The following is a 14300-nucleotide window of genomic DNA, read 5'->3' on the forward strand; positions in this document are numbered from 1 at the left end:
TATTCAGGTTAGTGTGTTTACAAAAAAATATAAGTAAATGAAAAAGGTCATATTATTTATTATTGTTGCTATTTATATACTACAAGCTCATGCAGGAATTAAATTGCCTGCGATTTTTAGTGATAATATGATGTTTCAACAAAACTCGGAAGTCAAAATTTGGGGTTGGGGAGAGAAAAACAGCACAGTAGAAGTAAGGCCATCGTGGACTAACGAACCTTATTATACAAAAGTTGATAAGGACGGCAGGTGGTTTGTATATGTCAAAACACTGGAAGCCGATAACCGCGCTTATTCGATCGCAATCAGTGATGAACAAAACAGTGTCACCTTCAATAATATACTGATAGGTGAGGTGTGGCTTTGTCTTGGGCAATCGAATATGGAAATGCCTATGAAAGGTTTTAAAGGACAACCTGTGAAAAACAGTAATGCTGATATACTGAAGTCTGCGAACAAGAAGATTCGTTTGTTTACAGTAAAAAGAACATCTCTTTTGAATCGGACTGATGATGTGATTGGTACATGGACTGAGGCTTCTCCCGAAACGGTACGTGAGTTTAGTGCAACCGGCTATTATTTTGGTCGTCTTCTGAACGAAATGCTTGACGTACCGGTCGGACTTGTATTGTCGTCATGGGGTGGTACATGGATAGAAAGCTGGATGGCAAAAGAATGGCTCATCGGCTTCCCTGAAATAAGTATCCCGAAAGCCGAAGCCGATATTAAAGTACCTAATCGTACAGCTACTACATTGTACAACGGTATGATAAATCCGATCAAAGGGTACACTATTAAAGGCAGTATTATGTACCAGGGCGAGTCTAATTACGATCGTCCGAAACAATACGTTCCATTATTCGAGAAATTCGTAAAGGAGTTGAGATCTTCATGGGGACAGGGTGATTTTCCGTTTTATTTTTGCCAGATTGCACCTTATGACAATCCGCCCGAAGCGCATGGAGATTTTAATGCTGCCTATCTGAGAGAAGCCCAATTGAAGGTATCCCGTAATATACCCAATTCGGGTATGGTTGTATTGATGGATATAGGCGAAGAATATAATATTCACCCACAGGACAAACAGACCGGAGGCGAACGTTTGGCGATGATGGCTTTGGCTAAAGCTTACAACAAAATGGGTTTTGCTTTCGAAAGCCCAAGTTTCGAAGGTATGGAGATCAAAGATTCTGTGGCTATTCTCAGTTTTGCCAATGCACCGATGTGGATGACATCATTCGGAAAGGAAATGAAGGAATTCGAGATAGCCGGATCAGACCGGAAATTTTATCCGGCAAAAGCTAGATTCAACAGAAGCAAAGTAGAGGTGTCTTCCGACAAGGTGCTTCAGCCTGTTGCCGTCAGGTATGGTTTTAGAGATTATGTGAAAGCAGACTTGTTTGGTACTGAGGGACTTCCTGTATCTTCATTCAGAACTGATGATTGGGATGAGTAAAAGGTTATCATTGATATACATTCTCTTTTTGAGTTCTCTCTGCTTTAGAGCAGCGGATGTAAATACGTATAATGTAGTGTGGAACACTCAAAGCAACAATTCATCCGAAAGTATGCCCTGTGGGGGTGGAGATATCGGCTTGAATGTCTGGGTGGAGGATGGCGATATCCTGTTTTATATGTCCCGCAGTGGAGCTTTTGATGAAAATAATACTCTATTGAAGCAAGGACGTGTTAGGATACGTTTATCTTCAAATCCTTTTGGAGATGATAAATTCAGTCAGAATTTGGTTCTGGATGAGGGTTGCATAAAAATAAGCGGAGAGAATAAAGGAGAGAAGACTACGGTTCGTATATGGGTGGATATCTTTAATCCCGTTATTCATGTCGATATAGAGAATAATAAAAATATAACAGCAGAGATACATTACGAGAATTGGAGATACAAAGACCGACTATTGAGAAAGCAGGAAAGTAACCAGAATTCCTATAAATGGGCGGCACCCACAGACCTGAAGACGTTGAAAGATTCTGTGTCCTTTGATAAGGGGCGGATATTGTTTTACCATCGGAACAAGAGTTACACTGTAGTCGATGAGACTGTAAAACAGCAGGGTCTGTCGGCATATATGTCCGATATATATAATCCGATAAAGAATCTTATATCCGGTGGATATATTCAAGCTAAAGGCTTTGATATTATAAATCGGGGGGAAGGTATCTATGGTCACACCGATTATCAGAGTTGGATATTAAGCAATTCCCGACCGATGCGTAGTATCAATGTTTCTATTGCCTTAAATATCGAACAGGCAGAGGATGTCGAACAATGGAAGAATAATCTGTATAAACCTGTTTTGTCAGACAAGAATAAAAATATAGCATGGTGGAAATCCTTCTGGCAACGAAGTTATGTCTACATCTCACCTTCTAATCAGGATAAAGATGCATTTCAAGTAGTGAAGAATTATCACTTATTTCGTTACATGCTGGCATGTAATGCTTATGGTAAATATCCGACTAAATTCAATGGAGGGCTGTTTACATTCGATCCCGAATCAGTAGATAGTACATTTGCCTTTACACCCGATTTCAGAAAATGGGGAGGAGGCACATTTACAGCTCAAAATCAAAGGTTGGTATATTTTCCGATGCTAAAAAATGGTGATGGTGATATGCTTCGCTCTCAATTCGATTTTTACAAGAATCTGCTACCTGTGGCTGAACTTCGTAGCAAAGTTTATTGGGGGCATCATGGAGCTTGCTTTACCGAGCAGTTAGAAAACTGCGGCTTGCCCAATCCGAGTGAATATGGATGGAAACGCCCCGAGCAGTTTGATAAAGGTTTGGAGTACAATGCTTGGCTTGAATATCAGTGGGATACTGTTCTGGAATTTTGTTATATGATTTTGCAATATCACACCTATACAGGAGTCAATATCGATGAATATCTACCTCTGATCAAAAGTTGCCTTGTATTCTTTGACGAACATTATCAGTATCTGGCAAAAGAGCGGGGACGTAAATCGTTGGACGGAGACGGTAAATTGGTTCTGTATCCGGGATCGGCTTGTGAGACATATAAAATGGCTTACAATGCATCGTCAACTATAGCTGCTTTACAAACAGTAACGTCATCTTTGTTGAGATGTGAGACAATATTGAAGGATAGCAATGATATTAAATATTTTACGGAACTAAGAAACCGGATTCCTGAATTACCACAACACTCAGTGGATGGTAAAACGCTGATAGCTCCTGCGAAATTGTGGGAACGTGTTAATAATGTGGAAACTCCTCAATTGTATCCTGTGTATCCATGGGGCATTTATGGTATTGGTAATAAAAATATGGAAGTTGCTCTTAATACGTGGAAATACGATAAGGATGCTATCCGTTTCAGAAGCCATATCGGGTGGAAGCAGGATGCTATATGGGCAGCCCGGCTGGGATTGACCGAAGATGCCTGGACTTTAGTTAAAGCCAAACTAAAAGATGGTGATCATCGTTTTCCTGCATTTTGGGGCCCAGGATATGATTGGACGCCCGACCACAACTGGGGTGGGAGCGGAATGATTGCATTGCAAGAAATGCTAGTACAGGAAACTGCTGATTCGAAGATTATTCTATTGCCATCGTGGCCTCAGGATATTGATGTGTCATTTAAACTTCATCTGTCGAAGAATACAACTGTTGAGTGTAATTATGAAAAAGGTAAAATAACTTATCTGAATATGTATCCGAAAGAGCGGTTCTCTGATATTATTGAGATTAATTAAGGTCTCAGGTCATTTATTGATTTTGTAAGTACAAAGACATTAGAAGATAGTTTTTTATATGTCATTAAATATTTAATGTTACTTATTTTGTAAATTAGGCACGGAAATAAATTAACGTTTAGTTGCATATTTCTGTGCTGTAATTTTTGCAGATAGGTTCAGAGTTTAGTGTCTTATTTTGTGCTTAAACGTTTAATTTTGCGTATATTTGTAATATAATCCTTAATAAACGAATAAAGAATGTCCCGAGTATCAATAAAAATGATTGCCCAAACGTTAGGTGTCTCTAATGCAACCGTTTCGCTTGTTCTGAACGGAAAAGAAAAAGAAGGACGTGTAGGAAAAGAGCTGGCGGAGAAAATAAGGATAAAAGCGAAAGAATTAAATTATGAGCCTAATAGTCTGGCTCGTAGTCTACGTATGGGCAAATCCCAAACTATCGGGCTTATTGTGGCGGACATTTCAAATCCTTTTTTCGGAAAATTGGCCTTTCATATACAAGAGCAGGCTCAGAAATATGGATATACGGTTTTCATAACTAATACCAACGAGGATACGGAGAAAATGCAGACGATGATAAATACACTGAAAAACAGGCAGGTGGATGGTTTTATCATTATCCCTACCGAATATGGAAGCGATGCTATTCGAGACCTGAATAAAACTAATATTCCTGTGGTATTATTGGATCGGTATTATCCGGATATTACAAATAATTATGTGATTATTGACAACTTTAATTCGGCATATAAGGCTGCTGAATTTATTTTGTCTCAAGGATGTAGAAAGACAGCTTTCATTACATATCAGAATTCTATGCAGCACTTTACCCAGCGTCTGGAAGGATATACAGAAGCTATGAAAAATGCTAAGATGCTTGATGTGAATCTTATAAAGAAAGTTAGGTATTCGAATTTAGAGAAGGATATTATAAAGACAATCGATAAGGTGCTGGAAAAAGACATTGACAGTATCTTTTTTGCAACAGACTCAATCTGTGCAGCTGCGATAAAATATTTACAGAAGAAAGATCCTTCGGTTTTGAAAAAATTACGATTAACCAGTTTTGACTATAGCGAAATTTTTGATTTTATAGATAAGCCTGTATCGCATATTCTTCAGCCTTTACCCGAAATGGGGAAAAAGTCGATAGATATTCTTATGGATTTAATCAATTCAAAATTAGAGACTCAGGAGACACAGACTGTTTGTTTCCCTTGTGAATTTGTTTTATATAAATAATCCATTTGCTTATTAGCAGGTGGTGTATTTTTTATATTTTCAAGTTAATCGTTTTAGCGTTTATTCCTGAAAAAACAAAAAAGCAAGAGAACCTTAACTGCAACAAAATAATAAAAGACTCATGTTTAGAATAGAAAAAATAATATGGAATACAGAAAATTAGGAAATACAGACCTCAAAGTATCAAACATCAGTTTTGGGGCGTCTTCTTTGGGTGGAGTATTTCATCCTGTGGATGAAAGCAAAGCTATACAAACAGTACATACGGTAATAGAACAAGGCATAAACTTTATAGATGTATCTCCTTATTATGGGCATTTGAAGGCAGAAATCATATTAGGCAAAGCTTTAAAAGATATAGACCGCAATAAATATTATCTGTCATCTAAGGTCGGCAGATACGGGAGTAATGGCATTAATACGTGGGACTATTCGGCACAGAGAGTCAAGGAAAGCGTTTATGAAAGTATGGAACGTCTCCATGTAGACTATTTGGATATAATAAATGTGCATGACATTGAATTTGCTGATCTGGATCAGGTTTGTAATGAAACGCTGCCTGCATTGAAAGAATTGCAGGAGAAGAAAATGGTGGGGTATGTAGGGATAACCAATTTAAATCTGAATCATTTTAAGTATGTAATCGAACATACTGCACCTCATACAATAGATGTATTGTTAAGCTTTTGCCATTATTGCTTAAATGACGATAGCTTGTTGGATTATCTTGATTATTTTGAAGAAAAAGGAATCGGAGTTATCAATGCGTCGCCGTTCTCAATGGGGCTATTAACCGAAAGAGGAGCTCCGGACTGGCATCCAGCCCCACAGCAGTTGAAAAATCTATGCCATAAAGCTGCTCGATATTGCAGAAGCCGCGAAACTCCAATAGAACAGCTTGCTATAAAATATTCAACATCAAACCCGAGAATAGCTACTACATTATTCAGTAGTGCCAGACCTGAAGCTGTCATTCAAAATCTGGAGTGGGAAAAGGCCGCCCTTGATAAGAATTTATTAGAAGATGTTCAGAAGATACTGGCTCCCCGCTTTAGGGATTCATGGGTGAACAGTTAAATAACTCAATAAAAATAAACCAGAACTTAACCTTCCTGAAAATATGAAAACAATAATAATACCTAAAGAACACGAGATTGATGTTGTTGAAAAAGAGCAGCCTAGTTTAAAATCGGGAGAAATTCTCGTTGAGATTAAATATGTTGGTTTTTGCGGTTCTGATTTAAACACCTTTTTAGGAAAGAACCCCATGGTTAAACTTCCTGTGATACCCGGTCATGAGATTGGTGCGGTTATAGCTGATATTGCTCCGGGGGTTCCGGATATTTATAGAAAAGGAGCATCGTGTACCATCAATCCATATACCAACTGCGGACATTGCCCGTCTTGCAGAAATGGGCGTCCGAATGCCTGCCAGTTTAACGAAACATTCGGTGTGCAGCGTGATGGAGCCATGTGTAAATATGTGGCAGTACCATGGTCAAAAGTGATTGTAGATGATGAACTTACTCCGAAAGATTTTGCTTTAGTCGAACCCATGAGCGTAGGATTTCATGCCGTTGATAGGGGAGAGGTCTCGGATCTGGACAGAGTATTGGTTATTGGATGCGGAATGATTGGCATCGGAGCCATTATCCGTTCTGTACTGAGGGGGGCAGAGGTTATAGCCGCGGATATTGACGATACAAAGCTTAGCTTGGCTAAAGAACTTGGTGTTAAGCATACCATTAATACAAAAACCGAAGATATTCATCAAAAATTACAAAGTATAACACAGAATCAAGGACCGGATGTCATTATAGAGGCTGTAGGATCTCCATATACCTATCAGACAGCTATCAATGAAGCAGCGTTTACCAGCCGGATTGTATGTATAGGATATGCGAAAAGCGATATCGAGTTTGAAACCAAGTTGTTTGTGTCTAAGGAATTGGATATTAGAGGTTCCCGCAATGCAATGCCCGAAGATTTCAGGGCGGTTATCAAATATCTGAAACAAGGTATCTGTCCTAAGGATAAATTAATCTCAGGGATATATCAACCCGAAGAAGCCCGGCAAGCATTAGAATATTGGGCGGAAAATCCAGGAAACGTATTCAGAATACTCATTCAATTTTAAGTGTATGGAGTTCACGATAATAGATGCTCACAGCCACCTTTGGCTAAAGCAGGAAGCCATTGTGGATGGTCATAAGATACATGCTTTGAATAACGGAAAATCGATGTTTATGGGTGAAATACGTCAAATGCTGCCTCCATTTATAACAGATGGACAGAATACGGCTGAGATATTTCTTTCCAACATGGATTATGCACAAGTGTCTGCTGCTGTTGTTACTCAGGAGTACATTGACGGAGATCAGAATGACTATCTGTTGCAGGTGCAGCAAAAATATCCCCATAGATTTCTTTGCTGCGGATTGATTGATGCCCGGAAGGATGGTTTCTTCGAGCATGCAAAGTCTTTGATCGGTTTGGGGTTCAAAGCTATAAAAATACCGGCGGCACGTCTTATCACTCCCAAAAAGAGGACATGGCTTACATGCGATGAAATGATGCGGGTTTTTAAGTTAATGGAAAGTAAAGATATTATTCTGTCGATAGATCTTGCGGACGGAGATTCTCAGGTTCAGGAGATGAAAGAGGTTATAGCAGAATGTCCCCATCTTCGTATAGCTATTGGGCATTTCGGGATGGTTACTACACCTCATTGGCAGGAGCAGATAAAATTGGCTCGGGAAGAGAATGTAATGATTGAATCCGGAGGAATTACCTGGTTGTTTCACCACGAATTTTATCCGTACAATAAAGCTGTATACGCGATAAAGGAAGCTGCTTCTTTGGTTGGTATCGAAAAGCTTATGTGGGGATCAGATTATCCCCGTACCATTACTGCAATAACTTATCGTATGTCTTATGATTTTATTTCTAAATCTAGTTTGCTAGAAGATGGCGAAAAATCGTTATTTTTAGGCTTAAATGCAAAAAGATTTTATCGGTTTGCAGAACTTATTAATCTTCCATACATAAAAAATATGTCAGAGTAAAAAAGACAGTAAGCTTGTTTACTGATGCCTCAATTAAATGCTCTGAGATCTAAATTTTAAGCAATAGAAAGTATTTAATGACGGATTAAATTGATAACTATCTGTTGTTTTTATACTTACAAAGTCAATAAAAAGGTCAGAGACCTTAAAATCTGTTCTATGAAAAATAATCACAAAAATTACCTCCTTTCTTTATCGTTGATTTTCAGTTTGTTTTTTATCTGGGCTATAAGCAGTAACCTCTTGCCCACAATGATCAGGCAACTGATGAAGACTTGTGAACTGAATACTTTTGAAGCATCTTTTACTGAAACTGCATATTGGCTTGCTTATCTGATATTTCCGATTCCGATAGCTATGTTTATGAAACGGTTCAGCTACAAATCAGGCATTATATTCGGTCTTCTTTTAGCGGCTTTCGGAGGAATGCTTTTCTTTCCGGCATCACAAATAAATCAATACTGGGCTTATCTTGCTATATTCTTCATTATAGCTGTCGGTATGTGTTTTCTGGAAACAGCAGCTAACCCTTATGTTACGGCGTTAGGAAATCCGGAGACATCTTCCCGCAGATTGAATCTCGCTCAATCTTTTAATGGATTGGGTGCTTTTATTTCGGCTATGTTTCTCAGCAAGTTTGTTTTAAGCGGACATAATTATACAAGAGACAATATTCCGTTTGATTATCCCGGAGGATGGGACGGCTATATTCAGGCGGAGACAGCCTCTATGAAGCTGCCTTATATACTCTTGGCTGCGTTGCTAATTATTCTGGCTGTAGTGTTTATATTCGTACACTTTCCTAAAATGAAAGAGGAAGAAACAAGCAGGGATAGTAAGGATCCTGGTAAATTGATCGACTTCTCAGTCTTGAAAAGAACCCACCTGAGAAAAGGAGTCATCGCTCAATTTTTTTACAATGGAGGTCAAACGGCTATCAACAGTCTCTTTCTTGTGTATTGTTGTAATTATGCAGGTATGACGGAGAGTGTAGCTACGACGTTTTTCGGCTTTTATATGCTGGCCTTTTTGCTCGGTCGTTGGATTGGTACATTATTGATGGGACGTTTTAAACCTCAGAATATGTTGCTTACATATTCTGTCGTAAATGTGGTATTGTGTCTGATTATAAGTGTTTACGGAGGTTTTATCGGGTTATATGCGATGTTGGGTGTGTCATTTTTTATGTCTATTATGTATCCGACTCAATTTTCATTGGCTATCAAAGATTTGGGCAATAATACGAAAAGTGGTTCCGCTTTCTTAGTGATGGCAATTGTAGGAAATGCTTGTTTGCCTCAGGTAACGGCTTATATTATGCATCATTTTGAGAGTATATATCAGATAGCATATATTGTGCCTTTGATCTGTTTTATATTTTGTGCTCATTACGGGTGGAAGGGGTATAAGATTATTGATTAAGGTTTATTTGAGGGTTAAAGTGTTCTTCGATTTATTATTATATATTTGGAAAAGAGAATATTATTTTGCAAGTATACGTTATATAAAAATCAATTAGATGAAAACACCTTTTACTCTTTCAGAAAAAATAATTGCTTCAATATTGTTTGTTATTGGAGTTTTCTTAAGCTATCAGGCTATTGAAGGTTATATTTATATTATTTATTATATCAGTCCAGATTCATATAGGATTTTGGTGTCTACATATGTGTCAAATCTTGTAAATGGAAATTTACTGATATTGTCATCCTTACTTTTCTTTAAGAAGAAAATATTAGGAGCGCTAGCCTTTCAATTTACAGGGATTATGCTTATCCTTTATGCGATCAATTTTAGTCTTTATGATCTAATAGTTTATGATACATATGATGTATTTGTAGATACTGTTATTATAATGACTTTGCTTACATTAGGCTTGTTAATTTATTTCTATTTTAAAAGAAGAAACTTATTGTATAGAAACAGGTCTATCTTTATTTTATTTATAATAATTGCGATCATTATTTATATTTATATCAATTTGTTTTTTTGTGATTGGAGTATGTTTGCAAAATAAAAAAAGCAATCGAATTTTCGATTGCTTTTTTTTATTAGTTGTCTCACCAGGATTCGAACCTAGACAGGCAGAACCAAAAACTGCAGTGCTACCATTACACCATGAGACAAACTCGTGCTTTTTCTAAAGCGATACAAAAGTAGAATATTATTTTGGATTTTCCAAATATGAAAAGCGAATTTCGCTCTTTTGCTTTAATAATTGGTTTGTAATATGCTTGTTATCAATATTAATATGGGGCGTTTACTTCGAAAAAAAACTTGCTATTTACTCAACTCTGCAATGCAAACCCTCAGACTATCTTCCCATTGAGGTATTTGTATCCCGAATGCTGCTTTAATTCTCGATTTATCTAAAACGCTATATTGAGGACGGCTGGCTCTGGTAGGATATTGATCAGTACTTATCGGGTTGACTTTGCAGGTTGTAATGCCTGCATCGTGATGAATTGCTTTGGTAAAATCGTACCATGTAGTTATTCCCTCATTTGAGTAATGATAAATTCCCGCTTTAAAGTGAGAGTTTGCTTCGGAGTAATCAAGTATCTTAACGATTGCTTTTGCCAGATCGGCAGCATTAGTAGGTGTTCCGGTTTGGTCGGCAACAACATTCAATGATTCTCTCTCTTTGCCAAGTTTTATCATGGTTTTGACAAAGTTATTCCCGAAAATAGAATAAAGCCATGCAGTACGAATGATGATAGAGTCGGCACATGCTTCCAGCAGAGCGCTCTCACCTTCTTGTTTCGATTTGCCATAGACCGACTTTGGGCATACCTGATCACTTTCGGTATAAGGATGGGAACCTGTACCGTCAAAGACGTAGTCGGTAGATACATGGATCACTTTTGCCTGATTGTTAGCTGCCGCTATACCGAGATTTCTTACTGCATCCTTATTTATTTTATAGCAAAGTTCAGTATCATCTTCGGCTTTATCTACAGCAGTGTAAGCTGCACAATTGATTATATATCTGATCTTATTGTTTTTTACAAATTCATCAACCGCTTGAATGTCTGTAATATCAAGTTCGGCAACATCGGTAAATATAAAATTGAGTATATCATTATGATCGGCTGTAGCCCGTCTCAACTCACTTCCTAATTGTCCGTTTGCACCTGTTACCAAGACATTTTTAGGATATAGTTGGAATATAAATGTATTTCTTGCGGTTTCATCCTGATCGTCTGCCTGTTTGTTTCCTGAAAAAAATGCCATTGTCTGCTATTTTTATAAGTTGTGATTCTTTTTTCTTTTATTGGATAAGGTCACTGATCTTTATTCGAGATCAAGTTCTCCATCTTTTTCTTTTTTGTATTTTCCGGACAGCAGTCGAAGAAAACTGCTTATCTGGGCTATAGCGGCCTGAGTCTCTCCTGATATTTCTTTCTGCTGCAAACGTAACAGTAGAAAGCCGTACAGAGCCGAAAAGCAGGTCTCTAGTTCCGGTATGCTTTTATCTTCGGTTTTGGATCGGAGTTCAACGATAAACGGCAGTGTTTTATAATATACCGCTTTGTACTCCGGTTCGGTAGGAGCTTTTAATAACCTTAAATGTAAATCGGTCAGGTCTATTATGATATTCTTATTGATTTGTAAATGCCCGCTTTCTTTTACATTTTCATATTTCATCATTTCGATGAGGCTTTCGTACCAATCGGTCATTTCGAGCTTAATATCATCCGTCAGATCAAACTTTTCTATTACATTTTGTTTGATGAGGTCAATGTCTAGGTTATTAGCCCTTATTATATCTTCGACCTGCCACATATAGAGGAGGTATTCGGCTATGTTTTCTTTCTTTTTTTGTCTGGCTATCAGCATTGGTTCAGAAGTTCTTTCTTTGTTTTCAGATTACAAAGATAACCCAGTTTATAAAAATCCAATATCTTGAGTGAGGGGTTATTTCCTCTCAGATTGAGAAGTAAAACTTTTTTTAATAATCTGAATAATAAAGCTATCGGATAAGATAAATATTGTATCGAATAATATAGCTTCAAAAGTCTGATTCTCTTTTCTTTCTTTATTTCTTTCAGCAACGGTTCTATTGTAATGAGATTGCGGATACTCGATTCTACCTTTTCCAGATACGTATAGGATATATCGAGTCCGGTATGGAGAAGCGGATTGTCGATAAACTTTATGTCTGCATTGTTATGCTGTAAAGTAATACCAAAAAGAGAATCTTCATATCCATAACTGTTCAGCTTTTCTGAAAAAGGGTATTTACAGAATATGTCCTTCGGAATAAGAAAATTGAAGCACGAAAAATATTTTCCAACACCTTCTTCCCTCTGTTTTCCGAACTTCCAACGCAAAATAAACTCTGTTTGAGGAAGAGAGTCTGAATAAACGCACCCTCCGAAACATACCGAATTGGATGTGCAAAAAGAAATATACGTCTGCCAATAATCTTCTCGCACGATCTCAGCATCGCTGTCTATGAACAGAAGATATGGATAGCGGGCTAATTCAGCCAGCTTATTTCTGGTAGCGGACAGTCCTTTGTTTTGTTCGTTTTCGAATATTCTGACATTAGGAATTCTTTCTAATTTTTCGTTCTCCTGTTTAGTCTCAATATCGGTAGAGTCGTCGTCAAGCAAAATTATCTCAAAAGGATCGGATCCGGCTGATGCTTGTTTATATAGTGTTCGGACTAGCAGGTTGACATAGGTATTATATACGGGAATACATACCGAGATCATTCTTCACTGTCTTTTCTGAAAATGCTGAAGTTAACACTGCCATAAACCCTTCTTTCGTAAAAATAGGGAAGTGCTGAAAAATCGTTGGACTTGGAGTGTTCCATAATGAAAGTACCTCCATCTTTGAGCATGTCTTTCTCGAAAATAAGTTTTGGTACTTCCGGTAAAAATTCTAAATCATAGGGGGGATCAGCGAATATAAAATCGAATTGTTCTTTGCAGATGCTGATGTATTTAAATACATCCATTTTATATGAACATAATTCTTTTGCATCCAGCAGTTTTTTCGTCTTTTCAATAAATCCGTAATGCATGGGTGATTTTTCGATGCTGATTACTTTGGAGCAGCCTCTCGATACCAACTCGAAACTGATACTTCCTGTTCCTCCGAATAAGTCTAAAGCCGACAGACCGTCCCAGTCTATCCAGTTATTAAGTATATTGAATAGATTTTCTTTTGCAAAATCGGTTGTCGGTCTTGCTTTGAAACTAGACGGAACTTCGATTCTCCGTCCTTTATATCTTCCGCTGATAATTCTCATTTTGTTGATAAGATTAATAGATCTAAGGGTGTTTTACGCCCATCTTCCCCTAAGAATTCGACTTCGCTGGGTAATCCCAATGATTCAATCCGACTTATATAGTCGCGAAGAAGAGGGTGTATTTGCTGCGATACCGGAGACTCGGATTCTATAAAGTACATAAAGTCCTTGTTCTGATCGAAGTCGCATTTATCCCATAAGTTTAATATATGATACACTATATTCTGAACAGGTTCGTTGTGATATGATATCGCGTGTAAAAAATGTCCCAGACTATCAAAACATACAATATCAAGAAACCGTCCATGAAAATTCAGGTACATCTTAGCTCCTTTTTCGGCAACACGGTTTTTACGGTCTGTGTATCCAAGTAAGAGATCCGTATGATGCCAAAACTGAGGGTTATATAAACTGCGGGACAAGAATTGATATATTTCATTGTCGACACTGTATAGCAAGAGGTTGTTTTGAGTTTTTTCCGCACCTATCAGTATCCGGTCGGCTTTTTTTGAGTGTGAAATATTATAAAGCTCCGATTTCTTTTTCTTCTCGAATAAATATTGCGGAACCACTTCGTATTCGGTTGATACAAATACTACATTTGTTTGTTTGAAAGGCTGAGACAGGAAGTTAAAGTCAAATATCATCCTTTGGATGTTATTTAATATGTCGGAGTCTTTCGAAAAAGATACTTCTCGATAACAATATTCTCCGCCTATTTCGGGCTCATGTATCGAAAACGACCATCCGTCAGGTTTTATCCTGAGTGACAGCGCATATTTCTCAGATTGAGCGAAGTCTATTGTATCGGGTAAAAACATATGTATATCGTTCAATTAAGGTCTCAGACCCTTTTATTATCTATTCAAGTGTAAGGTTAATAGTGTGTTGTCGCGTTAAAATACGACATTAAATACCTACTGTTACTTACATCTGCTAATTATAAAGATTCATCGAAATTATACAAATTTAGAAAAAGAAATTCTATATCATATT

The 14300-nt window shown here is 37.5% G+C and carries 12 protein-coding genes; 7 read left to right on the top strand and 5 right to left on the bottom strand.

Translation table 11 applies throughout. The features are described 5' to 3' along the window. Positions 1-37: 37 nt before the first annotated feature. The 7 genes from AABJ51_RS16565 to fucP all read left to right on the top strand — a co-directional run bounded on the left by AABJ51_RS16565 (position 38) and on the right by fucP (position 9463). Positions 38-1456 carry a sialate O-acetylesterase gene (locus tag AABJ51_RS16565; RefSeq protein WP_338373446.1) on the top strand — a complete coding sequence of 473 codons (1419 nt, stop codon included), beginning with the start codon at positions 38-40 and terminating at the stop codon, positions 1454-1456. Then, the gene (locus tag AABJ51_RS16570; RefSeq protein WP_338373447.1) at positions 1449-3734 is read left to right on the top strand and encodes a DUF5703 domain-containing protein; all 2286 of its coding nucleotides are present in this window, start codon (positions 1449-1451) and stop codon (positions 3732-3734) included. The genes AABJ51_RS16565 and AABJ51_RS16570 overlap by 8 nt, the downstream gene beginning before the upstream one ends. A gap of 240 nt (positions 3735-3974) precedes the next feature. Further along, positions 3975-4976: a LacI family DNA-binding transcriptional regulator gene (locus AABJ51_RS16575; protein ID WP_035332556.1), complete on the top strand. Its 1002-nt coding sequence runs from the start codon at positions 3975-3977 to the stop codon at positions 4974-4976. Positions 4977-5120: 144 nt separating this feature from the next. Then, positions 5121-6053, top strand: coding sequence for an aldo/keto reductase (locus tag AABJ51_RS16580; RefSeq protein WP_338373448.1), 933 nt, complete (start codon positions 5121-5123; stop codon positions 6051-6053). Between the two features lie 43 nt (positions 6054-6096). Next, on the top strand, positions 6097-7113 hold the full coding sequence (locus AABJ51_RS16585; protein WP_338373449.1) for a zinc-binding alcohol dehydrogenase family protein: 1017 nt from the start codon (positions 6097-6099) through the stop codon (positions 7111-7113). A 4-nt stretch (positions 7114-7117) separates the two neighbouring features. After that, on the top strand, positions 7118-8041 hold the full coding sequence (locus AABJ51_RS16590) for an amidohydrolase family protein (RefSeq protein WP_338373450.1): 924 nt from the start codon (positions 7118-7120) through the stop codon (positions 8039-8041). 159 nt (positions 8042-8200) lie between these two features. Continuing rightward, positions 8201-9463, top strand: coding sequence for an L-fucose:H+ symporter permease (fucP, locus tag AABJ51_RS16595; RefSeq protein ID WP_338373451.1), 1263 nt, complete (start codon positions 8201-8203; stop codon positions 9461-9463). Positions 9464-10321: 858 nt separating this feature from the next. Here the strand turns inward: fucP and rfbD are convergent. Genes rfbD through AABJ51_RS16620 form a run of 5 tightly spaced genes read right to left on the bottom strand, consistent with a single transcriptional unit; the run spans position 10322 to position 14125 of the window. Next, complete coding sequence (gene rfbD / locus AABJ51_RS16600; RefSeq protein ID WP_338373452.1) at positions 10322-11275, bottom strand: dTDP-4-dehydrorhamnose reductase; 954 nt, start codon at positions 11273-11275, stop codon at positions 10322-10324. Between the two features lie 60 nt (positions 11276-11335). Next, positions 11336-11881: a DUF4924 family protein gene (locus tag AABJ51_RS16605; protein ID WP_026628121.1), complete on the bottom strand. Its 546-nt coding sequence runs from the start codon at positions 11879-11881 to the stop codon at positions 11336-11338. Beyond that, the gene (locus AABJ51_RS16610) at positions 11875-12762 is read right to left on the bottom strand and encodes a glycosyltransferase family 2 protein (RefSeq protein WP_338373453.1); all 888 of its coding nucleotides are present in this window, start codon (positions 12760-12762) and stop codon (positions 11875-11877) included. Before AABJ51_RS16610 ends, AABJ51_RS16605 begins: the two co-directional genes overlap by 7 nt. Further along, positions 12759-13304, bottom strand: coding sequence for an RsmD family RNA methyltransferase (locus AABJ51_RS16615; RefSeq protein ID WP_026628123.1), 546 nt, complete (start codon positions 13302-13304; stop codon positions 12759-12761). Before AABJ51_RS16615 ends, AABJ51_RS16610 begins: the two co-directional genes overlap by 4 nt. Next, entirely contained in the window at positions 13301-14125 is an 825-nt protein-coding gene (locus tag AABJ51_RS16620; RefSeq protein ID WP_338373454.1) for a DUF3822 family protein, read from the bottom strand. The genes AABJ51_RS16615 and AABJ51_RS16620 overlap by 4 nt, the downstream gene beginning before the upstream one ends. Positions 14126-14300 lie beyond the last annotated feature (175 nt).

Source organism: Indolivaga capnocytophagoides (assembly GCF_036511535.1).
In the GTDB taxonomy this organism is placed as follows: Bacteria; Bacteroidota; Bacteroidia; order Bacteroidales; family Dysgonomonadaceae; genus Dysgonomonas_A; species Dysgonomonas_A capnocytophagoides.

Excerpts from the sequence above, each read along its gene's own strand:
- AABJ51_RS16565 (WP_338373446.1), top strand. The coding sequence starts at position 38 with ATGAAAAAGGTCATATTATTTATTATTGTTGCTATTTATATACTACAA.
- AABJ51_RS16570 (WP_338373447.1), top strand. The coding sequence starts at position 1,449 with ATGAGTAAAAGGTTATCATTGATATACATTCTCTTTTTGAGTTCTCTC.
- AABJ51_RS16575 (WP_035332556.1), top strand. The coding sequence starts at position 3,975 with ATGTCCCGAGTATCAATAAAAATGATTGCCCAAACGTTAGGTGTCTCT.
- AABJ51_RS16580 (WP_338373448.1), top strand. The coding sequence starts at position 5,121 with ATGGAATACAGAAAATTAGGAAATACAGACCTCAAAGTATCAAACATC.
- AABJ51_RS16585 (WP_338373449.1), top strand. The coding sequence starts at position 6,097 with ATGAAAACAATAATAATACCTAAAGAACACGAGATTGATGTTGTTGAA.
- AABJ51_RS16590 (WP_338373450.1), top strand. The coding sequence starts at position 7,118 with ATGGAGTTCACGATAATAGATGCTCACAGCCACCTTTGGCTAAAGCAG.
- fucP (WP_338373451.1), top strand. The coding sequence starts at position 8,201 with ATGAAAAATAATCACAAAAATTACCTCCTTTCTTTATCGTTGATTTTC.
- rfbD (WP_338373452.1), bottom strand. The coding sequence starts at position 11,275 with ATGGCATTTTTTTCAGGAAACAAACAGGCAGACGATCAGGATGAAACC.
- AABJ51_RS16605 (WP_026628121.1), bottom strand. The coding sequence starts at position 11,881 with ATGCTGATAGCCAGACAAAAAAAGAAAGAAAACATAGCCGAATACCTC.
- AABJ51_RS16610 (WP_338373453.1), bottom strand. The coding sequence starts at position 12,762 with ATGATCTCGGTATGTATTCCCGTATATAATACCTATGTCAACCTGCTA.
- AABJ51_RS16615 (WP_026628123.1), bottom strand. The coding sequence starts at position 13,304 with ATGAGAATTATCAGCGGAAGATATAAAGGACGGAGAATCGAAGTTCCG.
- AABJ51_RS16620 (WP_338373454.1), bottom strand. The coding sequence starts at position 14,125 with ATGTTTTTACCCGATACAATAGACTTCGCTCAATCTGAGAAATATGCG.